This window comes from Streptomyces sp. MMG1533, from assembly GCF_001279775.1.
Lineage (GTDB): Bacteria > Actinomycetota > Actinomycetes > Streptomycetales > Streptomycetaceae > Streptomyces.
The window spans coordinates 1-23,747 of the sequence record NZ_LGDG01000264.1 but is presented as its reverse complement, the minus strand read 5'-3'; the positions used below and the strand labels follow the sequence as shown (position 1 = coordinate 23,747).

The following is a 23,747-nucleotide window of genomic DNA, read 5'->3' as shown; positions in this document are numbered from 1 at the left end:
GAGTTCAGCCCTCCAAGACCTGGATGCAGTCGGTCTTCGGCGAGTTCATGGAGTTGGCCACGCCGTTCACGGTGAGCCGGACGGTTCCGCCGTACGTCTGCGCGCCGTCGTCGGGCACGCCGGCGCCGTACTCGCAGTCCGGGACGTGCGCGGTCGTGCCGAAGCAGCCCCGGCGTTCCCCGGCCGCGAGGCTGTACGTCGAGCAGCTCGCCTCCGCGGCGAACTCGGAGGTGACGGTCCCCGAGACGGTGACGGCCGAGGAGGAGTTGTTCACGACCACCAGCACGACCTGGGCGTCGTCGTTGGCGTTGCGCACGATGCAGGCCTGGAAGCCGACGCCGGCCCTGGCGGTGTGGACGACGGTGGCGGCGCAGCTCCAGTTGGAGTTGGTGGAGACCGTCTGCCAGTACGGTGCCGCTCCGGCCGGCGCGGCCGCCAGGAGCACGCTGCCGGCGACGGCGGCCGCAGTGGTGAGGATTCTGATGCCGGTCTTCTGCACGCTGGGGGCTCCCTTGGTCACGGGGTCGGGTCGGGTGGACCGCACGGACGCAAGATGATCTTGTTGGGGGGAGGACAGCGTTCCGCGGTGGCCGTTTTGGGACAGCCGGCCGGAACGCGAGAGGGCCCCGCCGGAATCGGCGGGGCCCTCTCGCGTTTCAGGTGGTGCGTCAGGCGATCTTGTCGTAGCGCAGGGCGACGTACGACGAGGCCGCGTGGCTGTCGATGGTGCCGCTGTAGGCGTTGGCGACCGAGTAGTTCATGTCGGAGCTCGGGCTGCCCTCGGAGTAGTAGTAGAAGGAGCCCGCGTCCTGGTCCTTCCAGCCGGCGAAGAGGACTACGTGCCCCTCGCTGCTGGAGTTCAGCGCGTCACCGGGCCTGAGGTCGGCCTTGGAGATCTGCGTGCTGGCGCTGGGGAGGGTCTGGGTCGTCAGCGAGGTGGTGAGGTGCCAGGTCATGGAGACGAAGCCGGAGCAGTCGGTGCGGTAGGAGTGGTCGCCGTCGACGTCGCTGGCGTAGGCGCTCTGGCTGTACTGGACGTTGCGGCTGTACCAGTCCTTGGCCCGGGCGATGACCTCGTTGCGGTAGATCGTGCCGCCCTGTACGGACTTCGGCGGGGTCGGCGCCACGTAGGCGCAGTTGTCGGCGTAGGCCGACAGCAGGCTCTGGGTCCAGCCGGACGCGTCCACCGGGTCGGTGGGGTGGTACGCGATGTCGCTGCCGTCGCCGTCGGTCGGGTCCGCGTCGTGGTACCAGTACATGCCGCCGTTGGTACGGCCGTAGTAGAGGCCGCCGCCCGGCGAGGAGAGCGAGTCCACCGCCGACCAGCCGCTCGACTTCAGGACCGAGCGGTCCCAGTCGTTCACGCCGTTGATCTTGTAGCTGAGCAGTCGGCCGTCCGAGGTCGAGGCGATGATGCGGTCGTCGCCCGCGGCGGCCAGCGTCTTGAGGACGAAGCCGGTGTCGATCACGACGTGCTGGCCTATGTGGGCCGACCCCGAGGGCTTGTCCTGCGACACCAGGTACTGGTGGAGCTGCCCGTCGACCGTGCCGTAGAGGTGACCGGCGCCGTCGTAGACCATCTTGTCGAAGGTCCAGCCGCCGTCCCAGATCTTGACGACTCCGGACACCGCGAGGGAGGTGTTGTTGGTCTGGACGTCGACGCGGTAGAGGTCACCGGTGGTCGAAGTGACCAGGACCGTATTGAAGTTGAGGGTCGCCATCGCCTTGGGCGTGAAGCCGAGGTTCGGGCCGATGAGCGTCTTGACGCGGTCCCCGGTGTTCGGCTCGACCTGCGTGTACGTCAGCCGGCCGTCCGACAGCGTGCCGTAGATCGACACGTCACCGGTGCACGAGGCGACGGCCTGCGCGGCTCCGCCGGTCACGGTGACCAGCCCGAGGGACATCGCGCCGACGGCGAGCGCGGCGGATGTACGGCGGATGGCGTTGCTCAGCTTCATGAGTTTCTCCTGCGGCATGGAAGTCGAGCGGGCGAAGGCACATCCCTGGCCCAGACAGCTGCCCTGCAGGTGCAGCTGTGAAGGTTTGTCCTGGGTGTGACGCCCGGTGGCAGGAGTTACTCTCGCCGCAGGTCACGGGGGTTGGAAGAGAGATCGCCTGGACGCAAGCGTCCCTGGCCCGTTGCGTCCTGACGGGGCGTCGGCGCTCCCGGGGCCGGGCCGGTACGGCGGTCGGCCGCCCACGCCTTTCAGCTCGGCGTGACCGTGTGTCCGGCTTCGCTCGCGCGGCGGGTCAGGTCGGCGAGCTGGTCGGGGGTGTCGTCGATCACGAGCAGGAGAGGGGGATCGTCGGTGTCGGCGGTCGCGACGTCGCCGAATACCGACAGGAAGGCCGCCAGGACATCGGGGGATTCGTCGACGAGGAGTTGACCGGCACTCCGCAGGACGATGGTCACGGGGTCGGCTGCTGTGTACCGGATGTCATGGAGGCAGTCCGCGAGGGCCATCCAGTTGTGGCCGAAGTGGTCCGGGAAGCCGAGGACGGAGGACCACTCCGTCAACAGGCCCGCGGCTGAGCGGCAGCGGGACCCGTCGATCACCTTCGCCTCGGCGATCCCGCCCGGCGTCCAGCTGGTCGGCGTGCGCATCCAGGGCGCCGTCGGTGTCTCGTTCACGTCGTCACTCCGGTTCGGGAATCGGGGGAGAGCGGGGCCCGCCGGGGTGTCACCCCGGCGGGCCCGCGAGCTGTCTGCTACCACGTGCCCAGGTAGTAGAAGGTCGTGTAGTGGTTGAACGTCACATAGACATGGCCGGTGTTGACGTTCCGGACGAGGCGCCAGGCACCGCGCGGCCGGAACGGCGACGCGAGGCCGGTGCCTCCCTGGACCGCCGCGCTCGAGGCGTAGAAGTCGTACTCGCGGTACGGGGTGTTGTTGTTGCCGCCCGTGGCCGAACTCGCCGGAACGCCGAAGGTCCTCTCGAACGTCTGCAGATGGCCGCCGTAGTCCATGTGCCGCCCGCCCGCGAAGTAGTACTCGTCCCCTCGCTGCCACGGCACGTACATCCAGTTGCGCCCGCCCACCCAGCCACGGCGCCCCGACCGCATTTCGTAGGCGTAGGTGGTCCGGTTGTTCTGGCCCTGCCAGGTGATGGTGTTCCGTCCGGTGGCGGCGCGGCTGCTCCACATGTCGGCCGCTCGCACGGCCAGGCTCCAGTTCGCGGCGGTGACACCGTTGGGCCTGACTCCGCGCTGCGGGGCTGCCTGGCAGACCTGCGTGCACGGCTGGGCGGACGCGCTGTCGGTGGTGACGGGGTTGGTGGCGATGCCTCCGGCCAGTGCCAGGAGGAGCGCCCCCATGGCGAACCTCCTCCGGCGCCCGGCCGTCTTCTTGTCGCGCTCCCCGTTCGACGGGCGTGACGGCGCGAGTGTCTCGGTCATGTCGTCTCCCTGCTGGGTCTTCCCGAGGCGGCTGCCTCGGATGCCGGAAGAGAACCAACCGGGCATGTCAGGCGCCGAACAGCGGTGTCGCAGGCGTCCCGCAGTCGTGTTGCAGTGGGTCGGCAGGGCTGATGCACAGGTGTGACATCTCCTGCGCGACCTGCCGTCGGCAGGGGGACGTCGGCAGTGGCGTCGGCAGATGTACGAGGCCGTCGTCGTCAGCCGTCGCCCGGGCGGCGCTTGTCGTGTTGTGAACGCCACGCGGTCGGGCACGCGGAGTTTGCCGCCCATCCGTTTATCGTTCAACTGGTCAGGCAAATGTGTGGCACTGGTGCGGTTCTCGCCGATATAAGGAGAGAGGGCGGACATGCATGGTGCTCGGCTGTTTCTGAACGGCTCGGCCCTCCTCGCCGCCTGCGCCCTGGTCGCGGGATGCGGGGTCTTTGACGGCGTGCGGGTCGAGGGTGCCGCGCCCACCGCCATCGCGTGGCACGGCACGACGTACGTCACGGACTTCCAGTCGGTGCCGTGGGACCGGCCCGACAACCTCGGGCTCACGCAGCACACCTATGTGAGCCATCTGACATGGCGGCAATGGGGTGGCAACCGGGCGGTCGGAAAAGGCATCTCCTTCGACATGGACTGCGCTCCCGGATGCCTCGAGAAGGACGACAGCATTCCCAGTTATCCCGTCACGCTCGTGCTCGCCGGCCTGACCCGCCGGGCGCACGCCGCCTATTACGCACACGCGTCCCTGTCCCCGGCTGACGGCAGGCCGGCGCCGGCCTGGTCGGAGCCTGACCTGGACGATCTGACACTGCATGTGCCGGAGAAGTGAACCGCAGGAGGAGCCATGCACGACGCGCCCGAGCAGCACACCCACACCCACGACGTCCTGCTCGTCGAGGACGACGAGGTGATCCGCGCCGCGACCACGCTCGGGCTGACGGACCACGGCTACCGGGTGGCGGCGGCCGCCGACGGTCTCGAAGGTCTGCGGCTCTTCCGTGAGCGGACGCCCGACATCGCATTGCTGGACGTGATGCTGCCCGGCCTCGACGGAGTCTCCCTGGCCGGGCGGATCCGGGCGGAGAGCGGGGTGCCGGTGCTGCTGATGTCGGCGCGGTCCGATCCCGTCGATGTGGTGCTGGGGCTGGAGGCAGGGGCCGACGACTACGTCACCAAGCCGTTCGACCTGGGTGTACTGGTCGCCAGGGTGCGGGCGATGCTGCGTCGGGCGACACCCCTCCCGGAGCGGGAGGCCACCCGCGTGCCGGTGACCGTGCCCGCGCCGCCTGCCGCGGGTCCGGCGCTGTGCTTCGGGGACGTGACCTTCGACGCCGCCTCCCTGGAGGTGCTGCGGAACGGGGTGCCCCTCTCCCTCACCACCATCGAGCTGAAGCTGCTGCGCGAGTTCGCCGCAGCCCCGGGCACGGTCCTCACCCGGGATCTGCTGCTGGAGCGGGTGTGGGACTACGCATGGTCGGGCGACACGCGGGTCGTCGACGTGAGCGTGCAGCGGCTGCGGGCCAAGGTCGGCCGGGAGCGGATCGAGACGGTCCGCGGCTTCGGCTACAAGCTGAGACCGTAGCCGCCTGCCGGGCAGTGGTCTCATGACGCTTCGCACCTCTTTCGCCGCCCGTGCGCGCCGGTCTCCACCCGCGCGCCGTTCTCGCCGTGCCGCTGGTGCCGCTGGTGCGCCCGGTCCCCTCCGTCCCCTCCGTCCCCTTCGCCCCCTCCGTCCCCTTCGCCCCCTCCGCACCCTCCGTACGACGATCAGCCTCGCCATCGCCGTCGTCGCGGCCGGTGTGTCCGTCGTCGTGGGCGTGCTGGTGCACCACATCGTCGCCGGGGACCAACTGGACTCCGCCCGGCGTGCGTTGGACGACCGGCTGCTGAGTGCCGCCGCCGAGTACGCGGTCGGCGGCAAGCACGGCGGACGGCTCGATCCGCCGGATCTGCCCGGGCCGGTGGCCGACGCGGTGCGGGCCGGACACCGGGTGACGTATCTGCAGGACCCGGAGGGTGACCACCCGGTGCTGTGGGCCGCCGGGCGGGTCTCCGACAGGAACGTGCTGGCGGTGAGCCGCTCGTACCGCCCCGAGGCCGGCGCGCTCGCCGCACTGGACCGGGCCCTGTGGGCAGCCGGTGCTCTGGCGACCGTGGCCGCCTCGGCCGGCGGGCTCCTGCTGGGTGCCCGGATGGGCCGCCGGGCCACGGCCGCCGCGGTCATGGCGGAGCGCATCGCCGACGGGGATCTCGGCGCCCGGGTCGCGCCGGCCGGCCGGGACGAGATCGCCCGCCTCGCCACCTCGGTGGACGCCATGGCCGACGCCCTCGGGGCCCGGCTGGAGGCCGAGCGCCGGGTGACCGCCGACATCGCCCATGAGCTGCGTTCGCCGGTGGCGGGCATGCTCACCGCGATCTCGCTGCTGCCGCCGGGGCAGGCGACGGACCTCGTACGGGACGGCGCGCACACCCTGCACCGCCTTGTCGAGGACGTGCTGGAGGTCGCCCGGCTGGACGCTCGGGTCACGCGGGTCGACGTGGAAGCCCGGCAGGTGAGCGCGCTCGCGCGGCGGGCGGCCGAAGGGCTGGCCGGAGTCAGCGTCCGGATCGGCCGCGACGACGTCGTGGAGACCGACCCACGCCGGGTGGAGCGCATCCTCGCCAACCTCGCCGCCAACGCGGTGAAACACGGCGCCGGGCCCGTGACGGTCGAGGTCGAGGGCGTCGTCGTCCGGGTCCGGGACCGAGGGCCCGGCTTCCCTGAGGACCTGCTCGCGGTACTGCGCACCTCGGGCCCGCAGCGGTTCCGCACCGGCGCCCGCACGGGCACGGGTCTCGGTCTGACCATCGCCGTCGGCCAGGCCCGCCTCCTCGGCGCCCGCCTCACCTTCGGCAACCGTCCGGAGGGCGGGGCGGAGGTGGTGCTCGAACTACCGCGGCAGATCCCATGAGTCCGGGCCCGGAACGGTGAACCCCGCCTGTTCCATGCGCCGTGCCAGCTCATCGAGGTGGGCGGGCGAGTCGTGCAGGAGCAGCAGGAGCCTCGGGTCGCGCACGGGGGAGGACGGACGGCGCACGCTGCAGCGGCCTGCCACATCGCTCAGGACGTCCAGGAGGGTGGCCAGTTGTCGCGGGGGTTCGTCCGCGAGGAGCCCGGCGGCGTCCCGTACGACGATCGTCAGCGGAGCCCTCGGTTCGCCGTCCGGGCCGCGCGGCCCGGGCCGCGCCACGGTGAACATGCAGTCCTCGAACGCGTCCCAGTTGTACCCGAAGTACCCCGGGAAACCGAGCGTTCCGGCCCACTCCGCGAACACGCCGAGGGTGGTCAGGCAAAGGCTCCCGCGGATCTCGTACGCCGCGGAACGGGCCGCCTCCGGCGCGGACGACAGCCGGATCCAGTGCGCCGCTTCGCTCATCTCGTTCACTTCCTGTCGGGCGTCGGACGCCCCCGGGGGGAAGGGGACGTCCGACACCCACAGGGAAACGGGCCGTCGTCTCAGGCGTGCGGCAGCCGCGACACAGGCACCGATCAGCGGTGATGGGCAGTTGTTACTCGCGCCGCAGAAGGCGGGACCGAGGACCACGCGACCATCGGGAGCGGTCTCGTAGCCTGGCTGCTTTCCGGGGAGGAATACGGTTCGCGAAAGTATTTCGTAACCGAGGCATTTCCCGTGCTTGTCCCTGCTGTGAATTCCGTGTCAGTGTCCCGGCCAGCAGGCAGGCCGTCGGCAGCGTGGCATCCGAAAGCCTTTCGTATCGGTTTCCGATCTGCCTGGCTCACCGATGGCATGTGGAAAGAAGAGAGGCACCACCATGCGGAGAATCCCGGTCAGCGGCAATCTCACAAGCCCGAGAATTCGACTCGTCGTCGCGTCCGCCGTCACCCTCACGGCGGCCATGGGCCTTGCCGCGTGCGGGACTTCGGGGCCGTCCACCGCGTCGTCCGCGAAGGGCCTGACGATGTGGGCGCTCAACGACCAGACGATCCTCAAGGAGTCCGTCGACGCCTACAACAAGGACCACCCGGACGAGAAGATCACCCTGCGGCTGTTCGCCAACGACGACTACAAGCAGAAGCTGCGTGTCGCCTTCGGCGCGAACCAGGCCCCGGACATCTTCTTCAGCTGGGGCGGCGGGGCGCTGAACGACTACGTCAAGGCCGGCAAGGTCGACGCGCTGACGCAGACCGGGGCGGACACGGACCGGTTCACCCCGAGCGTGATGCAGAGCGCCACCTTCGACGGCAAGGTCTACGGCGTGCCCGCCAACGGCCTCGCCCCCGTCGTCCTCTACTACAACAAGAAGGTGCTGGCCGACGCGGGAGTCGAGCCGCCGAAGACGTACGACGACCTGCTGGCGGCCGTGAAGAAGCTGAAGGCGAAGGACGTCGTGCCGCTCTCCCTCGCCGCGAACTCCAAGTGGCCGACGCTGATGTACCTGGAGTACCTGCTCGACCGCCAGGGCGGCTCCCAGGTGTTCACGAAGATCGCCTCCGGTGACGCCTCGGTGTGGAAGGACGCGTCGGTCACCAAGGCCAACCAGTACCTCCAGGACCTGTCGAAGGCCGGTGCCTTCGGGGACAACGCCTCCTCCGTCAACTACGACCAGGGCGCCTCCACCGCCCTGCTCTACACGGGCAAGGCGGCGATGGAGGTGATGGGTACCTGGGAGTACGCCAACATCGCCAAGGCCGCGCCCGACTTCCTGAAGAACGGCGACCTGGGCTACACCGCGTTCCCGACGCTGCCCGGCGGCACCGGCAGCGCGAACAGCATCGTCGGCAACCCCTCGAACTTCCTGTCGGTCAACTCGGCGACCAAGAACAAGAGCGCCGCGCTGACCTACCTCAAGGACTACGTCCTGAACGACTCCCAGGCCGACGCCTACCTCGCCGCCGGCAGTGTGCCCCCGGTCAAGGGCCTGGAGCCGAAGCTGGCGGCGGTGAAGTCGTCGTCCGACAAGGACTGGCTCACCTTCGTCTACGACCTGGTGCAGAACGCGCCGGGCTTCCAGCTCTCCTGGGACCAGGCCCTGCCGTCCGACCAGGCCGACCCGCTGCTGACCAACACCGACAAGTCGTTCCTGCGCCAGATCCCGCCCGCCGAGTTCGGTACCAACATGAGCAAGGCGGGGTCGTGACGCTCACCGCCCCCGCACGCCGCAGAGGAGGCGGTGGCCTCCTCATGGTCGCCCCCGCCCTGCTGCTCTTCGGCCTGTTCGGGCTGGTCCCCCTCGTCGGGGTGGTGGCGCTCAGCCTCGCCGACTGGGACGGCCTGGGCTCCGTCGGCTGGGCGGGCGTCGGCAACTGGAGTGCCGTCCTGGCCGACGGCGCCACCTGGCAGGCGCTGGGGCTCACCGTCAAGGTGATGGCGGTGAGCTGGCTGGTCCAGACGCCGATCGCCCTGGCCCTCGGTGTCTTCCAGGCGCCGAGGGGGCGGGGGAGGGCGCTGTTCGCCGTGCTGTTCTTCCTCCCGCTGCTGCTGTCGGCGGTGGCGATCGGTCTGACCTGGCAGGCGCTGCTCGACCCGTCCTTCGGTATCGGCGCCACGCCCGGCCTGCACTGGCTGGCCAAGCCGCTGCTCGGCTCGCCGGACCTGGCCCTGTACACGGTGATCTTCGTGATCGCCTGGCAGTTCGTGCCGTTCCACGCCCTGCTCTACCAGGCCGGGATACGGCAGATCCCCACGGCCCTGTACGAGGCCGCCGCCCTCGACGGCGCCGGGCCGGCGACCCGCTTCCTGCACATCACCCTGCCGCAGCTGAAGTACACGATGGTCACCTCCAGCACCCTCATGCTGGTCGGCTCGTTGACCTACTTCGACCTGATCTTCGTCCTGTCCGGCGGAACCGGTGGCCCCGGCACCGCCACCCGCGTCCTTCCCCTCGCCATGTACATCACCGGATTCCAGGCCCACGACATGGGCCGCGCCAGCGCCGTCGCCACCCTCCTGGTGGTCTTCGGCCTCGGCCTGTCGCTGCTGACCACCCGCCTGTCCGGCTTCACCCGGATGGACAGCCGGCAGGAGGGCATGTGAGCACCACCGTGACGAAGGCCCGCCACTCCCGTACGGGCACGGGTGACCGTGACCAGGGCGTCGGACGGCCCCCCGCGCCCTCGCGGCCCGGTCGCGCCCGCCACCTCACGGCCGCCGGCGCGGTGCGCCGCGCCCTCACCGGCAGTACCACGCTCCTCTGGGCGGTGATCGCCGTCGTACCCGTGTACTGGCTGGTGGTGACCAGCCTGCGCACCCGTGCCGACTTCACCTCCGACAGCCCACTCGCCCTGCCCGGCCACCCGACGTTCGACAACTACCGGACCGTCCTGGCCGGCGATTTCACGACCTACCTGCTCAACAGCGTGATCGTGACCGTGGCGACCGTCGCCCTGACCGTCGCCGTCGCCCTCATGGCCGCCTTCGCGATCGTCCGGGGCGCCGGAACCCGCCTGTCCCGGCTGTCGTTCCGGCTGTTCCTGCTGGGGCTCGCCATCCCGCTGCAGGCGGTGATCATCCCGGTCTACCTGCTGATCATCCGGATGCAGTTGTACGACAGCCTCCTCGCGATCGTCCTTCCCTCGGCCGCGTTCGCGCTGCCGATCACGGTGATGATCCTGGTCAGCTTCCTGCGCGACGTGCCCCGCTCCCTGTTCGAGGCGATGATCGTCGACGGCGCCGGCGACTGGCGCATGCTCTTCTCGCTCGCGGCACCCCTGGCCCGCCCGGCCCTGATGACGGTCGCCGTCTATGACGGACTGCAGGTCTGGAACGGCTTCCTCTTCCCGCTCATCCTCACCCAGAGCGGCGACAAGGCCGTGCTGCCGGTGGCGCTGACCCTCTACCGGGGCCAGTTCGGCATCGACGTACCGGCCACGATGGCCGCGGTGGTGCTGTCCACCCTGCCGATGCTCGCGCTGTTCATCCTCGCCCGGCGCCAGCTCGTCGCCGGTCTCACCGCCGGTTTCTCCAAGTGACCCACTTCAGCAGCCCACTTCAGTAGCTCCCTTCAGCAGCTCCACAGCAGCTCCCTTCAGCGAACAGTTCGCTCCGAGCAGCGGCCGGGCAGCGCGCCCGGCCCCGTCGGCGTGCCCACGCACACCCCGCACGCCCCCTCGCGAGCACATGTGCGATCCCCCGAGGAGTCGTGAATGACGACCACCATGCCCGACCACGGCGGCATCCCCCAGCCGGACCCCGAAGAGGACGACCGGCCCTGGACCGACCCCGCCCTGCCGACCTCCGACCGGGTCGAGGCCCTGCTCGCCCGGCTCACCCTCCCGGAGAAGGTCGCGCAACTCGGCAGCGCCTGGGAGGACGTCGAACCGGCCGGCCCGGAAGTGGCGCCCGGCACCAGCATCTTCGACCGGGTCGGCGACCTCGACGAGACCGCCCGGCACGGCCTGGGCCAGCTCACCCGCCCGTACGGCACCCTGCCCCGGCCCGCCCTGGAGCACTCCCGGGCCCTGGCCGAGCGCCAGCGCCAGATCGTCGGCCAGAGCAGGCTCGGCATCCCGGCCATGGCGCACGACGAGTGCCTGACCGGTTTCACCGCGTACGGGGCGACGATCTACCCCACCTCGCTCGGCATGGCGGCCACCTTCGACCCGGAGCTGATCCGGCGGGTCGGCGAGGCCATCGGCGCCGACATGGCCGAGGCCGGCGTCCACCAAGGGCTCGCCCCGGTCGTCGACGTGATCCGCGACTACCGGTGGGGGCGCTGCGAGGAGACCTACGGCGAGGACCCGTACCTGGTCGGAGAGATGGGGGAGGCGTACGTCACCGGTCTGCAGAGCGCCGGCGTGTACGCCACCCTCAAGCACTTCGCCGGATACTCCGCCTCCATGGGCGGCCGTAACCACGCCCCCGTGCAGATCGGCCGCCGCGAACTCCTGGACGTCATCCTGCCGCCCTTCGAACGCCTGGTCGCCGCCGGCGTACGGTCGGTCATGAACTCCTACGCCGAGATCGACGGCGAGGCACCCGCCGCCAGCCGGTGGCTCCTGACCGAAGTCCTGCGCGAGGCATGGGGTTTCGAAGGCACCGTCGTCTCCGACTACTGGTCGCTGCCCTTCCTGGTGAGTGCCCACCGGGTGGCCGCCGACCTGCCCGGCGCCGGGGCGCTCGCCCTGCGCGCCGGGATGGACGTCGAGCTCCCCGACCAGCGCGGCTTCGGTGACGCCCTCGTCCACGCGGTGGAGGAGGGCATGGTGGAGGAGGAGCTGGTCGACCGCGCCGTACGCCGGGTGCTGCGGCAGAAGATCGAACTCGGACTCCTGGACCCCGATTGGGACCCGCGGCCTTACGCCCTGCGCGCCGGTGAACTCGACCTGGACAAACCGGAGAACCGCGGACTCGCCTACGCCGTGGCGCAGTCGAGTGCCGTCCTGCTGTCGAACGACGGGACCCTGCCCCTCCCGTCCGCCGGCCGGATCGCGCTGATCGGCCCGTGCGCCGACGACGTACGCACCATGTTCGGCTGCTACAGCTTCCCCAACCACGTGCTCGCCGAGCGCGACGACCTCGGCAACGGTGTCGAGGCGGTCTCCCTGCGTACCGCGCTGGCCGAGGAACTCCCGGCGGTGCACTGGGAGTTCGCCGAGGGCTGCCCCATCCGGGACGAGGACCGCTCCGGGATCCCGGCCGCGGTGGCGGCCTGCGCCGCTGCCGACCTCGCGGTCCTGGTCGTCGGCGACAAGGCGGGCATGTTCGGCATCGGCACGTCGGGTGAGGGCTGCGACGTGGAGGACCTGCGCCTGCCGGGCGTCCAGGAGGAGCTGGTCGAGGCGGTGTTGGCGACCGGGAAGCCCGTCGTGCTGATCGTCAGCAGTGGCCGGCCCTACGCCGTGGGCCGGTTCGCGTCCGCCGCCGCGGCCATGGTGCAGGTCTTCCTGCCGGGGGAGGAGGGCGGCCGGGCGGTGGCCGGGCTCCTGTCCGGACGCGCCAATTTCAGCGGCAAGCTCCCCGTGCAGATCCCCACCTCGCCGGGCGGCCAGCCGTACACCTACCTCCACCCGCCGCTCGGCGACCGGCAGAGCTTCCTGTCCAACCTCGACCCCACGCCCGCGTTCCCGTTCGGCCACGGGCTGTCGTACACCACGTTCGCGATCGACCTGCTGTCCGTCGACCGCGAACAGGTGCCGACGGACGGGGAGTTCACGGTCAGCGCGCGGGTGCGGAACACGGGGACGGTCGCGGGCGCCGAGACCGTCCAGCTGTACGCCGTCGACACGGTCGCCCAGGTCACGCGGCCAGTACGCTTCCTGCTCGGCTTCGCCAAGGTGGCCCTCTCCCCCGGCGAGCGGGCCACGGTCCGCTTCCACGTCCACACCGACCGCCTCGCTTTCACCGGTCTGGACGGTCGCCGCATCGTCGAGCCCGGCGAGATCCTGCTCCAGGCGGGCTCCTCCAGCCTGGACACACCGGTGCGGGACGCCGTCCGGCTCGTCGGCGAGGAGCGGGACGCGACGGTCGTACGGCATCACGGCGTGCCCGTGACCGTCGAGCGGGAGTGAGCCGGGGGGACGAGACGAGAAGGCGGCGCCACCGGATCGACCGGTGGCGCCGCCTTCTGTTCGTACCGGTCAGGACCTAGCTTCGGGTCCACTGCTGGGTGGCGTTGCCCAGTCCGGTCCACAGCTGGACCTTCGAACCGTTGGCCTTGCCCCAGTTGGTCACGTCGATGACCAGGCCGTTGGAGCGGTTGACGATGGTGCGATCGACCCGGAAGGACCACTGCTGGCTGGTCTTTCCGTTGCAGGCCCACAGGATGAGCTTGGTGCCCGCGGTGGTGCCGTCGCCGTCGGCGGCCAGACACTTGCCCGAGACGCGGAGTTCGCCGGCCGCGGTCCGGGTGATGGTCTGGTTGGCGTTGCCCGAGCAGTCGTAGATCTGGACCTGGACGCCCGTCTGGCCGTTCGGGACGTCGAGGCAGCGGCCGGAGTAGGCGCCCTTCAGGGTGAAGGTCGAGTCCGTGGGGAGCGGGTCCTGGACCAGCTGCCACTCCTGCGAGCCGTCGCCGGTCGACGCCGCCAACGTGACGGAGCCGCCCGCGGTCGCTCCGGTCATGTACAGGCTGGTGTTACGGACCGAGCGGAGCTTGTAGTACCCGTTGGTCGTGGACACGAGGGTCCACACCTTGTCGGTGGCTCCGTCGTCGACCCACTGGGCCAGCTTCTGCCCGGCCGTCGCGCTGCCGGTCCAGATGGCGGCCGCGCGGCCCCCGGCCTTGTTGAGCAGCGTCACGTCGCCGCCCTTGGCGGTGAGGTGCCAGCGCTGCGTGTCGGCGGTGGAGTCCGCCGCGCCCAGGACGAGGTCGGGGGTGTTCCCGGTGAGGTTGGCGTCCTGCGTCTTCCCGGACGCGGTGCCGAGCACCTGGCCGGTCAGCCGGTTGACGAGGCTGTAGTAGGCGCCGTCGGAGCGGCCGAGGTCGACCTCGGCGTACTTCACGGGGCCCACGCTGCCACCGCTCCAGGACGCCTGGAGGATGAGCACGCGTCCCGTGCCGTCGACGTACTGCAGGTTGCGGCTGTACCCGGCGGCGATCGGCGTCTGGTACTGCTTCCACGTGCCGGTGCTCAGACCGGACTCGTTCACCCAGACGCTGCCGCTGCCGGACGCGTTGTAGACGATCCGTCCGTCCGGCATCGGGAGGAGGACCGGGCTGCCGCCGGTGGACAGCGTGTTCCCGCCCGAGGGCACGGGCAGCGAGGTGATCGCGGCGTCCGTGGCCGAGAAGAACTTCGTCGGGTCGTCGGAGATCCGGTAGCGGACGTTGGTGCCGCCGCCCCAGTACTCGTACGTCAGGAGCCACTTGCCGTCGGTCGTCGGCGCGATGGTGGTCATGCCCGGACGGCCGCCGCCGATCTCCGTCCTGCCGCCCACGCTCACCGTGGAGCCCGGGACGTCGACGACCGGGTTGCTCCAGGACGTGCCGCTGCCGCCGTCCCAGGTCCGGTGGACGAGGACCTGGCCGCCGGAGTCGGTCGCCGTGTCGTTGTCTGTGGCGAGGGTCGGGGCACCGGTGCTGGTGCTGTAGCCGGTGAAGTCGCTCTCGTCGGAGTAGTAGGCGATGAGCTTGCCGTTGTGGGCGAGCAGGTGCGGTTCCCAGACGGGATCGACCTGGGCGTCGGTGTTGGCCGTGGAGACGCGGCCGATGCTGCCCGCGCTGCCGCCCTGCCAGCCGCCGGCCGAGATGATGTTCTTGAAGCTCCAGCTCGCGCCGTCGTCCGTGCTGGCGTACAGGGCGAGCGCCACGTCCTTGCGGTCGCCGTCACCGGACGGCGACCAACTGGAGTCGGCGGCCTTGTGCTCCTCGTAGTAGTAGTCGTCGCCCGAGACGATGCTCGCGAGCAGCAGCGTGCCGGCGCTCAGTGAACCGACGTCCTGCGGGAGCACATAGAGATACGGGTTGGTCCAGTTGCTCGTGTACTTCGCGTACGCGGAGTCGCCGGAGAGGTAGGCGGGCGCCTTGACGTCGGCCAGCTTCGCCCACGTCGTACCGTCGTCGTCGCTCTTGTAGACGGGCATCGTCTGCCCCACCGGAGCGCTCTGACTGTTCTCGAACGCCGCCACGATCCGCCCGCTCGGCAGCTGAGCCGACTTCGGGTAGAGCACGCAGGGATTCTTGTTGCAGGCTGCGGCATTGTCCGCCGTATACAAATTCGACGGACTCGGCTGATACGCCGACGCGGTCGTCGCGGAGGCAACGGCGAATGCCCCACCTATTGCGAGGGCCGTCGCCGAAGCGAATGCCTTTCGCGCCCAGGATCTTGTCAACGGCGTTCCTTTCACCGAGGGAGGCGCGCACCACGTTCCATGGAGGGAATGGGGGAGGGGTGCGGTGCAGGAGGCCAGTATTCGCAGGGGACACCGCACTGTCACCGGCACATTGCGAAAGGGTTTCGCGAGGTCACGGGTTACGCGGTATTGACGCGGCGGCGAGCGGACGTCGAAGTCCGCAATACCAGTTCCGTGGCCAGCTCGATACGCGGGGACGCGGGCGGCCGGCCCTGGGCGAGATCCAGCAGCACCCGGGTCGCCTCGCGCCCCAGCTCCTCGAACGGCTGGCGCACCGCGCTCAGCGGCGGACAGGCCATGGCCGCCACGAGCGTGTCGTCGAAGGACATGACCGCCAGATCGTCCGGTACGGAGAGTCCCTGCTGCCGGGCTGCCTCCAGCACGCCGAGTGCCTGCGCGTCGCTGGCCGCGAAGACGGCCGTGGGCGGATCCTCGGCCCGCAGCATCTGCAGGCTCGCGGCGAGCGCCTCGGCGTAGTCGAAGTCGGTCGAGCGGACGATCGCCGGGTCGTAGGCGACCCCGGCTTCCTCCAGCGCGGCCCGGTAACCGTGCACGCGCGCCGCCCCGGCCAGGGAGTGGGAGCGGCCGGCGACCATGCCGATCCGGGTGTGGCCAAGGCCCAGCAGGTGCTGAACCGCCTCCCGGGCTCCGCTCCAGTTCGTCACCCCGATGCTGGGAATGTCCTCCGACGGTGCGCTGAGGGGGTCGATCAGGACGACCGGCAGCCGCTGCTCGACGATCCGTCGCTGGTCCTCCTCGGCCAGCATCGAGATCACGATCACGAGCCCCGCCGCGCCGAGCGCCACGCACTCCTCCAGCCACCCGGAGATCGACCGCCGGCTCGTCGTCCCGGTGACCACGTCGATGCCGAGCTCACCGGCCGCGTCGACGATCCCCCGGGCGACCTCCAGCGTGTACGGGCCGGACAGGTCGCGGAAGACGACGATGATCTGGCGGGGCGTCGCGGGGTCCCGTTCCCACGGGCGGACGTACCCGTGTCGCGCCAGCAGCTCCTCGACCCGGTCCCGCGTCACCGCGCCCACGTCCCGGCGTCGGTGCACCACCTTGGACACGGTGCTGAGCGAGACCTCCGCCTCGGCGGCGATGCTCGTGAGCAGGCCGTACTGCGCTTCCTGCCGGCCCTTGCCTCGACCTGTCACCCGATGTCCGTTCCGTACGCCGAACGTTGATGCGCCGGACCGCACCGCGTACCTGGCCAGAGACCCCGCCGCAAGGTAACGGGGCCCGGTACGAGGAGGCAAGACCGGAGGGGCGGGGCTCAAAGGGCAACGTGATCCAGATCACGGGCGGCAGGTGCAGCGCGGGATGCATGCCAGCCCACTGGAGCCTGCGGCGCGGGTGGGTGAAGGAGGCGTACGTCGGCGCGGTGGCTCCGCTGATGGTGGTGCTCGCGGTGACCTTCACTTCGGGCCACTGGACCGGCTGAGGCGAACCGAACTCGCGCTCACGGCTTGGGATGCGGCTCAGTGGTCGTCGCGGATGGTGGTCGCGATGCCGTTGCCGATCACGACCTCGGCGGTGAAGCCCTTCTTGGCGGCCGTCTCCAGTTCGGCCTCGGTGCACTCGGTGCCGCCCTGGCCGCCTTCACCGGTGTTCGTGTCACCGCAGATGTCGCCGTAGCCCCAGATCTTGGTGTCCTCGGCGAGGAGGAACTGCTGCTCGGTGCCCTTCATGTCGCTGACCGTGTACTTGCCCGGCGCCAGGTAGGAGACGTTGCCGAACCAGGTCCCGTTGACACCCTTGCCCTCGTCGATGCCCTCGACGACGGTCTTGCCGGAGTCGGAGCCGGCGTCCTGCTGGGCGGCACGCCGCTCGGTCACCAGGGTGGCGATGCCGTTCTTCATCTCCACGTCGGCGCTCACGGCGTCCTTCTTGGCCGCCGCCTCCAGCTGATCCAGCGTGCAGGGCGCGTCCACCTTGGATCCCGCCTCGCCGCATATCGTGCCGACGCCGTAGACCTCGGTGTCGTCGGCCACCAGGAACTGCTGGGCGTCCTTGCCCGGTACGGACACGATGTACTTGCCCGGGGCGAGATAGGTGACCTCGCCGTTTTCGAACGAACCGCTGACGCCCTCGGAGTTCTTGGAGTTCTTGGAGTTCTTGGAGTCCGACGCCTTCTCCGCGACCGCCGTCGCGCCCGTTCCGCTCTTGCCCGTTCCGCTCCTGCCCGACGAGCTGTCGTCGGTGCCGTTCTGGCACGCCGTCATCAGCAGCCCGGCGGTGATCGCGGCGGTGGCGACGACGGCCTTGCGCAGGTGGCGGTTCATCACGGGAGGTTCCTTCCGGGGTGGGGGCAGAGGGGAGCCGGCGGCGTTCTCCGCCGGTTTCCCGCTCCGTGACGACTATGAGGGACCCCAGAGCCCGCAGGTCACGCCCGTCTTCCCTTCAGGACGCCGCCGTGGCACAGCCGTGACACAGCAACACATCGGCTGTGCACAGCAGTTCGTCGACGCGCCGCCTTGCGTCACGCAGGCACGTGCGCAGGCGACCCATCGCCGCCTTCACGCGAGGCCGTCCCGGCATGCGGGCCGGCCATGTGTCGAGAGCGAACGTCGGTCCGATCGAGTGGACTCGCAGGGACGCGTACCGCAGGAGGACCTCCCACCGGACTCCGGATGGTGGCGTTGCACCGTCAGCTCCGATCCGGAAGAACGGCCCCGACATGCGACGTAGTCCCTCCCGACGTCTGTTCGCAGCTGCGCTGCTGGTGGGGTCCGTACTGACCCCGATGGCAGCGACTCCTGCCACTGGCGCCACTGCGGTCCGCCTCGTGGGCGTCGACCGGCACGGCCGGGACGAGTGCCCGCCGGACGGCCTCGGTCGCGACATGACCGCTCGGCTGGACAAGGCCGTCGAGAACGTCCGCCGGGAGGCAGGCATCCCGGGTGTCGCCGTCGGACTGTGGATGCCGGGCAAGGGATGCTACGTCCGCGCGACCGGGGTTGCCGACACCGCCACCCGCGAGCCGATGACCACCGACCTGTACATGCGGATCGGCAGCGAGACCAAGACCTTCACGGTCACTGCGCTGCTCAAGCTCGTCGACGACCGGCGGATCCGACTGGACGACCCGATCTCCCGCTATGTCCGCGGCGTGCCGAACGGTCGCAGGATCACGCTGCGCCACCTCGCGGAGATGCGCAGTGGCCTGTTCCCCTACACGGCCGACCCTGACTTCGTGCACGACCTGCTGAGCGACCCGAGCCGCTCGTTCACCCCGCGGGAGGTGCTCGCGTACGGTTTCAAGCACCGCAACACCTTCGCACCGGGCAAGCAGTTCCAGTACTCCAACAGCAACCTCGTCCTCCTCGGCCTGGTGATCGAGAAGATCAGCGGTCACAGCGTCGCCGACTTCATCCACCAGCGGGTGCTCCGCCCGGCCCACCTCGACCACACGCTGTTCCCCTGCGGCCCCGAGTTCCCCGAGCCGCATGCGCGGGGTTACACCAATCAGACGCTGAGCGGCGAGGTCGAGGACTCCACCGACTGGAACCCCAGTTGGGCCTGGTCGGCCGGGGCGATGATCTCCAACCTGCACGACCTGCGCCGCTGGGCCAAGACCCTCGCCACCGGGACGCTGCTCAGCCCGGAGACCCAGAGGCAGCGGCTCAAAATGCTGCCGACCGGCTACCCCGGCACGAGCTACGGCCTCGGCATCTTCGAGAGCGGCGGCTGGATCGGGCACAACGGCTCCATCCCGGGCTACGAAAGCGTGACCGTCTACCTCCCCTCGCGGAAGGCGACCTTGGTGCTGCTGCTCAACACCGACGACACACATGACGGCCAGGAACCGTCCTCGCTGGTCGCCCGAGCGATCACTGAGATCGTCACCCCCGGCAACATCTACGACCGCCCGGTCCCCCCGCGCTAGAAGCCCCCCCACCCGCTCCACCGTTGCACCCGAAGTCCCGGTCACCGGTGGCGCGTCCCGCTTGATTCATCCGATCTCTTTCAGCCACCCCTGATCCACGTCGCAGCGGCGGCGAAAGGGGAAGGAAACGGGCCGGGTCGGTCGCGCACCCGCGTGGGTCCCGGACCGTACGCCGGACTGTTACCGGCGTTCCGGGCCGATCTGTACAGGTTCTGAGGCACTATCCAGTGGTGCTCCCTCCGATATGCCGGCTGCCGACGTCCGGAACGGGGATACCGGATGCCGCACCGCAACCGCAGTGGCTGGAAATGTGTCTTTGGGCGCGTGGCCGAAGCTCCGAGGCGGGTGGGTTTCCGGCAGCACGCGCGGCCTTGGGGGGCTGGAATGAACACATGGGCAGTGCCCGGATACACCGAGTCACTGGAGCTCGGATCGGGGGCAAGCGGGCGGGTCGTCCTGGCCGTGCACGAGGAGACCGGCGTTCCGGTCGCGGTGAAGTACCTCAGCGAATCACTGCGCACCCGGCCGGGCTTCGTACGCGAGTTCAGGGCGGAGGCGCGGCTGCTCGGCGGCCTGGAGAGCCCGTACGTCACCGGGTTGTACGAGTACGTCGAGAGCCCGGACGGCGCCGCCATCGTGATGGAGCTGGTGGACGGTGTCTCGTTGCGGGCCCTGCTGACCAGGGAGGGCCCGCTCGATCCCGAGGCCGCACTCGTGGTCCTCAAGGGGTCGTTGCTCGGCCTGGCCGACGCCCACCGCGTCGGCGTCGTCCACCGCGACTACAAGCCGGCGAACGTCCTGGTCCTGCCGGACGGATCGTCCAAGCTCGTCGACTTCGGGATCGCGGTGGACGCCGGCACCAGCGTCGGAGTGGCGGGAACCCCCTCCTACATGGCCCCGGAGCAGTGGACCGGCGCGCCCGCCTCTCCCGCCGCCGACGTGTACGCGGCCACGGCCACCTTCTTCGAGTGCCTGACGGGCCACAAGCCGTACGCGGGTGACAATCTCGCCGAACTCGCGCTGCAGCACGTCGACGCGCCCGTACCCGCAGAGGAGGCCCCCGAGGCGGTGCGGGAGCTGGTCCGGCGCGGTCTGGCCAAGGACCCGCGGGAACGGCCCACACACGCCGAGGAGTTCGTCACCGAACTCGAGGCGGTGGCCGGCGCCGCCTACGGGCCCGACTGGGAGGAACGCGGCCGCGGCCGGCTCGCCGCGCTGGTGGCCCTGCTGCCGCTGCTGCTGCCCTCGGCCCGCAGCGCCCCGCGAACCACCACGGACACCGCACGCACGGTCCTGAGCCGCGAACCGGGCCTCGGCGGGGCGCAGTCGTGGCGTCCCGGCCGGCCGGGGATGCTGGTGGCCGGTGCGGCCGTGCTTCTGGCCGTCGTCCTGTCCTACGGCATCCAGCACACCCCGGGAGCGGATCCGCAACAGGCGGCGCAGGCCCTGGCCACCACCAGTGCCCAGCCCGGTGTGGAGCCGGGAGGGCCCACCGGTCCGACCGCGTCGGCGAGCTCGTCCCCGCCGACCCCGACGTCCACCGTGTCACCCAGCCTGTCGCCATCGGACCCGGCGACCGCCGGCACCGACGAGCCCTCGGCGTCCGCCACCACGGCTCCGGCCCCGGAGACGAGTACGCCCGGCGGGGCGACCACCGAGGCGACGCCGACGACCGCTTCCCCCACCCCGCCGGCCGCTCCCGCCGTCAAGGACGTCGCGGTGTCGGGCTTCCAGCAGACGGGTCCGACAACCGGCACGGCAACGATCGACATCACCACGGACGGCACCGGGCCGCTCTCCATCACCGTCTCGTGGTTCACGGGTAACACCGGGGGACAGCTCGGCACCCCGGACGGTGCGTCCCAGACGTTCGAGCGCAGCGGCGCGACCCAGTACACGCTCACCGTCGACCACACCTTCCAGGGCACCGGCTGCTACTGGGCGGTGCAGGCCACGACCACTCCGGCCTCCGCCGACGGCGGCGCCTCGCAGCAGCTTCTGACCAGGCGGTGTGTCATCGGATGAGCGCTCACAACGACCGCACTCCCGCGTCTGCCGAGGACTGGGAACCCACCCGGGTGCTCGGCCCCGCCGACGAAACCCGGGTGCTCGACCCGGCCGACGAAACCCGGGTGCTCGGCCCCGCCGACGACCACACCTCCACCCTCCACCTCGGCCCCACCGACGAACACGCCCCGAGCGACGAACCCCGCTCCGCCGACGCCGAGTACAGCGCCACGGTGCTGGCCAGCCACTGGATCCAGAGGCCCGAGCGGGAGGACACCACCCTCGTCGGGCAGCCCTCCACGGAGATCCTGCCGACGCCGCCGACGCTGCCCGACCGTTCCGAAGGCACCGTGCTGCGTTTCGGCCCGGGGGTGACAGCCGCCGTCGCGGACCGTACTCACAGGACGCTGCCCGCGGTGCCGCCGCCTCGCGTGCCCCCGCGCCGACGTCTGCGAAGACACGCTCTGCCCGCGCTCGTGCTGATCGCCGTCATCGCCTTCCTCGCCTGGCAGCGCCTCGGGCCTTCCGTCGCGGTGCGTACGGCGGCGGTCACGGCCCGGCCGACGGTTCTGGGATGCGACGGCACAGCGGACATAGTCGCCCTCGTCGACACGAACGGCCGACCGGGCACGCTCTCCTACCGCTGGACCCGAAGCGACGGCACCGCCTCGGGCGTCCTGCGCGAAGTGGTGGTCCGGGGCCAGAGACAGGCACGTCTGCACCTGCTGTGGACCTTCCAGGGCAAGGGCCACTACACGGCACGGGCCGAACTACGGATCCTCTCCCCTGGCCACCGCACGGTCACCACCCACCTCACGTACGAATGCCCCTGACGGCCGTCGGCCGGTCGGACCGTCGTTCAGGCATTCCGGGAATACCCGGCTCCGCGCCGCTCACAGTGCCCGGGCCGGGCCGGCGAGAAAACGGCCGGGCCCATGGTGCCGGCCCGCTGCCCCGGGCCGGCACTCACGGGCTCACCGCGAGGCCGTCAGCCGACGGTCCACTTCTGGCTCGTCGCACCCGTGCCCGTCAGCTGGACGACGGCCGCTCCGGTCGTCGTCGCGCTGTTCAGCACTCCGATGTTCAGCCCGCTGTGCACGGCCACCAGCATGTAGACGCTGCCGGTGTAACTGCCGACCAGGTCGAAGAAGAACTGCTGGTTGGTGCCGCCGTTGCAGGTCCACTGGATGAGCTGGCGGTTCTCTGCGGTCGACTTGCTGGGGACGTCCAGGCACAGCCCGCTGTTGACGTTCTTCAGCGTGTAGATGTTGGCCGAGACCTTGGTGAGAGTCCACCGCTGGTCCGCCCCGCCCGTGCCGGTCGCCTGGATGACGCCTGCGTTGGTGGCGGTGGAGGCGCCGGTGACGTCGAGCAGCATGGAGCTGCCCGAGTTCGTCAGGGTGTGGGCCGTCGCACTCGGCACGCCGCTGTTCGGCGTCCAGGTGCCTGCCTGGACATCCAGTGACCAGGTCGGGTACTGGCCGAGGTTCACCGTCGTACCGCTGATGGTCAGTGGCAGCCAGATGAGCTGGGACGCGCCGAGGTCGGAGGCGTTCCAGCGGTCACCGGCGTAGATGTACGTCGTACCGGAGGTGCCGGCCACCGTGATGATGTTGGCGGTCTGGCTGCCGTACGTCTTGGTGCCCGGGGCGGCGAAGTTCCTCATCGCGGACCAGGTGCCGCTGATGGAGGTGGCGGTGGAGTAGACGTTGTCGTTCAGGCTCCAGCCGGTCAGGTGCGAGGCCAGCAGGTAGTAGATCCCGTTGGCCTTGATCATCGCGGGTGACTCGAAGCTGTTGGCGCCGCCGCCGCTGCCCAGGATGGCGACCGTGCTCACCGGGGTGAGGTAGTCGCTGGAGAGCAGGTCGATGCGCAGGCCGTTGTTGCGGTCCTCCGACATCAGGTAGGCGGTGCCGTCGGTGTCCTGGAACAGGCCGATGTCACGGCTCAGTTGGCCCAGCGGGCGGGAGCTGCCCCGATAGTCGTAGGGGCCGCAGGGCGTGCTGCTGGTGGCGACACCGACCTTGGCCTCGGAGTAGGTGAGGCTGTCGATGTGCACGTACATCACGTACTTCTGGGTGGCGGCGTTGTAGATCACCTTCGGCCGCTCGACCACCCGGGACGGGCCGAGGTCGCCGCTGCTCTGCAGGGACAGCGCGTCGCCCCGGTACGTCCAGTTCGCCAGGTCGGTCGAGCTGTAGCAGGCGATGGCCTGGAAGGACGTGTTGGACGAGGTCACGCCCGTCTTGTTCTCGCCGAAGCCGTACCAGGTGTCACCGACCTTGATGATGCCCATGCCGTGGAGCTGCAGGGCGTTGCCGCTGGTGTCGGTCCGTGCCGCGCCGGTCGTGAAGGTCACGGTGGTGGCGGCCTGGGCGGCCGAGGCGGGTATCAGGAGCGCGGCGACACCTGCCAGCAGGGTCAGGAGCAGGACGGCGGCAGTGCGCCCTGGTCCGCGCCCGCGTCCGCGTCTGCGGCTGTGGCTCGGGCCGGAAGGCGTTCCTTGGGACATGCTTCTTCACCTCTTCGTCGAGGTCCCGGGCCCGCGTCTGTTCGGAGGCAGGCACGGCGGTGCCGCTTGCGCGTCCGAAGCGGAGAGGGTGGGGGCCGGGTACGGGGGAGCGTGGTGCGGCGGGGGCCTGGTGCGGTGG

19 protein-coding genes are annotated in these 23,747 nt (G+C 70.4%); 10 read left to right on the top strand and 9 right to left on the bottom strand.

Translation table 11 applies throughout. The annotated features are described in order from the left end of the window. Nucleotides 1-4 precede the first annotated feature (4 nt). The 4 genes from ADK57_RS40125 to ADK57_RS40110 all read right to left on the bottom strand — a co-directional run bounded on the left by ADK57_RS40125 (nt 5) and on the right by ADK57_RS40110 (nt 3,396). On the bottom strand, nt 5-544 hold the full coding sequence (locus ADK57_RS40125; RefSeq protein ID WP_234390556.1) for a hypothetical protein: 540 nt from the start codon (nt 542-544) through the stop codon (nt 5-7). Between the two features lie 124 nt (nt 545-668). Continuing rightward, a complete protein-coding gene (locus ADK57_RS40120; protein ID WP_053754662.1) occupies nt 669-1,958 on the bottom strand; it encodes a tachylectin-related carbohydrate-binding protein in 1,290 nt (429 codons plus the stop codon). A gap of 248 nt (nt 1,959-2,206) precedes the next feature. Then, nucleotides 2,207-2,632 (bottom strand): barstar family protein, encoded by a 426-nt coding sequence (locus ADK57_RS40115; protein ID WP_053754661.1) that lies wholly within the window; start codon nt 2,630-2,632, stop codon nt 2,207-2,209. A 77-nt stretch (nt 2,633-2,709) separates the two neighbouring features. Then, nucleotides 2,710-3,396: a hypothetical protein gene (locus ADK57_RS40110; RefSeq protein WP_053754660.1), complete on the bottom strand. Its 687-nt coding sequence runs from the start codon at nt 3,394-3,396 to the stop codon at nt 2,710-2,712. 367 nt (nt 3,397-3,763) lie between these two features. Here ADK57_RS40110 and ADK57_RS40105 point away from each other — a divergent pair, with 367 nt between their 5' ends. The 3 genes from ADK57_RS40105 (at nt 3,764) to ADK57_RS40095 (ending at nt 6,356) form a co-directional block, all read left to right on the top strand. Next, complete coding sequence (locus tag ADK57_RS40105; protein WP_053754659.1) at nt 3,764-4,234, top strand: hypothetical protein; 471 nt, start codon at nt 3,764-3,766, stop codon at nt 4,232-4,234. 15 nt (nt 4,235-4,249) lie between these two features. Continuing rightward, nucleotides 4,250-4,987 (top strand): response regulator transcription factor, encoded by a 738-nt coding sequence (locus ADK57_RS40100; protein WP_053754658.1) that lies wholly within the window; start codon nt 4,250-4,252, stop codon nt 4,985-4,987. A gap of 217 nt (nt 4,988-5,204) precedes the next feature. Next, entirely contained in the window at nt 5,205-6,356 is a 1,152-nt protein-coding gene (locus ADK57_RS40095; RefSeq protein WP_234390555.1) for a sensor histidine kinase, read from the top strand. Here ADK57_RS40095 and ADK57_RS40090 read toward each other — a convergent pair. Beyond that, nucleotides 6,336-6,821 carry a barstar family protein gene (locus ADK57_RS40090; protein ID WP_053754657.1) on the bottom strand — a complete coding sequence of 162 codons (486 nt, stop codon included), beginning with the start codon at nt 6,819-6,821 and terminating at the stop codon, nt 6,336-6,338. The genes ADK57_RS40095 and ADK57_RS40090 overlap by 21 nt on opposite strands. Before the next feature lie 397 nt (nt 6,822-7,218). Between ADK57_RS40090 and ADK57_RS40085 the strand changes: the two genes are divergently transcribed. From ADK57_RS40085 to ADK57_RS40070, 4 genes are all read left to right on the top strand, one after another. Further along, nucleotides 7,219-8,544, top strand: a complete 1,326-nt coding sequence (locus ADK57_RS40085; protein WP_078973596.1) for an ABC transporter substrate-binding protein — start codon at nt 7,219-7,221, stop codon at nt 8,542-8,544. Nucleotides 8,545-8,588: 44 nt separating this feature from the next. Beyond that, entirely contained in the window at nt 8,589-9,440 is an 852-nt protein-coding gene (locus ADK57_RS40080) for a carbohydrate ABC transporter permease (RefSeq protein ID WP_107091767.1), read from the top strand. Then, complete coding sequence (locus ADK57_RS40075; RefSeq protein ID WP_078973595.1) at nt 9,437-10,375, top strand: carbohydrate ABC transporter permease; 939 nt, start codon at nt 9,437-9,439, stop codon at nt 10,373-10,375. The genes ADK57_RS40080 and ADK57_RS40075 overlap by 4 nt, the downstream gene beginning before the upstream one ends. Before the next feature lie 174 nt (nt 10,376-10,549). Beyond that, nucleotides 10,550-12,913: a glycoside hydrolase family 3 N-terminal domain-containing protein gene (locus tag ADK57_RS40070; RefSeq protein ID WP_078973594.1), complete on the top strand. Its 2,364-nt coding sequence runs from the start codon at nt 10,550-10,552 to the stop codon at nt 12,911-12,913. 76 nt (nt 12,914-12,989) lie between these two features. Here ADK57_RS40070 and ADK57_RS40065 read toward each other — a convergent pair whose 3' ends face one another. The 3 genes from ADK57_RS40065 to ADK57_RS40055 form a co-directional block, all read right to left on the bottom strand. Continuing rightward, nucleotides 12,990-15,014 carry an RICIN domain-containing protein gene (locus ADK57_RS40065; RefSeq protein ID WP_063786086.1) on the bottom strand — a complete coding sequence of 675 codons (2,025 nt, stop codon included), beginning with the start codon at nt 15,012-15,014 and terminating at the stop codon, nt 12,990-12,992. 302 nt (nt 15,015-15,316) lie between these two features. Further along, a complete protein-coding gene (locus tag ADK57_RS40060) occupies nt 15,317-16,357 on the bottom strand; it encodes a LacI family DNA-binding transcriptional regulator (RefSeq protein ID WP_053754653.1) in 1,041 nt (346 codons plus the stop codon). A gap of 324 nt (nt 16,358-16,681) precedes the next feature. Further along, nucleotides 16,682-17,485 (bottom strand): hypothetical protein, encoded by an 804-nt coding sequence (locus tag ADK57_RS40055; RefSeq protein ID WP_053754652.1) that lies wholly within the window; start codon nt 17,483-17,485, stop codon nt 16,682-16,684. A gap of 395 nt (nt 17,486-17,880) precedes the next feature. On the opposite strand from ADK57_RS40055, the gene ADK57_RS40050 reads away from it, so the two are divergent. The 3 genes from ADK57_RS40050 (at nt 17,881) to ADK57_RS40040 (ending at nt 21,929) form a co-directional block, all read left to right on the top strand. Next, the gene (locus tag ADK57_RS40050) at nt 17,881-19,089 is read left to right on the top strand and encodes a serine hydrolase domain-containing protein (protein ID WP_053754651.1); all 1,209 of its coding nucleotides are present in this window, start codon (nt 17,881-17,883) and stop codon (nt 19,087-19,089) included. Nucleotides 19,090-19,473: 384 nt separating this feature from the next. Beyond that, on the top strand, nt 19,474-21,114 hold the full coding sequence (locus ADK57_RS40045; protein WP_053754650.1) for a serine/threonine-protein kinase: 1,641 nt from the start codon (nt 19,474-19,476) through the stop codon (nt 21,112-21,114). Further along, on the top strand, nt 21,111-21,929 hold the full coding sequence (locus ADK57_RS40040) for a hypothetical protein (protein ID WP_234390554.1): 819 nt from the start codon (nt 21,111-21,113) through the stop codon (nt 21,927-21,929). Before ADK57_RS40045 ends, ADK57_RS40040 begins: the two co-directional genes overlap by 4 nt. A gap of 155 nt (nt 21,930-22,084) precedes the next feature. Here the strand turns inward: ADK57_RS40040 and ADK57_RS40035 are convergent, their stop codons facing one another. Then, the gene (locus ADK57_RS40035) at nt 22,085-23,608 is read right to left on the bottom strand and encodes an RICIN domain-containing protein (protein WP_107091766.1); all 1,524 of its coding nucleotides are present in this window, start codon (nt 23,606-23,608) and stop codon (nt 22,085-22,087) included. Nucleotides 23,609-23,747 lie beyond the last annotated feature (139 nt).

Bases quoted from the DNA above. Each gene is read 5' to 3' on its own strand.
- ADK57_RS40120 (WP_053754662.1), bottom strand. From the start codon at position 1,958: ATGAAGCTGAGCAACGCCATCCGCCGTACATCCGCCGCGCTCGCCGTC.
- ADK57_RS40110 (WP_053754660.1), bottom strand. From the start codon at position 3,396: ATGACCGAGACACTCGCGCCGTCACGCCCGTCGAACGGGGAGCGCGAC.
- ADK57_RS40105 (WP_053754659.1), top strand. From the start codon at position 3,764: ATGCATGGTGCTCGGCTGTTTCTGAACGGCTCGGCCCTCCTCGCCGCC.
- ADK57_RS40100 (WP_053754658.1), top strand. From the start codon at position 4,250: ATGCACGACGCGCCCGAGCAGCACACCCACACCCACGACGTCCTGCTC.
- ADK57_RS40090 (WP_053754657.1), bottom strand. From the start codon at position 6,821: ATGAGCGAAGCGGCGCACTGGATCCGGCTGTCGTCCGCGCCGGAGGCG.
- ADK57_RS40085 (WP_078973596.1), top strand. From the start codon at position 7,219: ATGCGGAGAATCCCGGTCAGCGGCAATCTCACAAGCCCGAGAATTCGA.
- ADK57_RS40080 (WP_107091767.1), top strand. From the start codon at position 8,589: ATGGTCGCCCCCGCCCTGCTGCTCTTCGGCCTGTTCGGGCTGGTCCCC.
- ADK57_RS40070 (WP_078973594.1), top strand. From the start codon at position 10,550: ATGACGACCACCATGCCCGACCACGGCGGCATCCCCCAGCCGGACCCC.
- ADK57_RS40055 (WP_053754652.1), bottom strand. From the start codon at position 17,485: ATGAACCGCCACCTGCGCAAGGCCGTCGTCGCCACCGCCGCGATCACC.
- ADK57_RS40050 (WP_053754651.1), top strand. From the start codon at position 17,881: ATGCGACGTAGTCCCTCCCGACGTCTGTTCGCAGCTGCGCTGCTGGTG.
- ADK57_RS40045 (WP_053754650.1), top strand. From the start codon at position 19,474: ATGAACACATGGGCAGTGCCCGGATACACCGAGTCACTGGAGCTCGGA.
- ADK57_RS40040 (WP_234390554.1), top strand. From the start codon at position 21,111: ATGAGCGCTCACAACGACCGCACTCCCGCGTCTGCCGAGGACTGGGAA.
- ADK57_RS40035 (WP_107091766.1), bottom strand. From the start codon at position 23,608: ATGTCCCAAGGAACGCCTTCCGGCCCGAGCCACAGCCGCAGACGCGGA.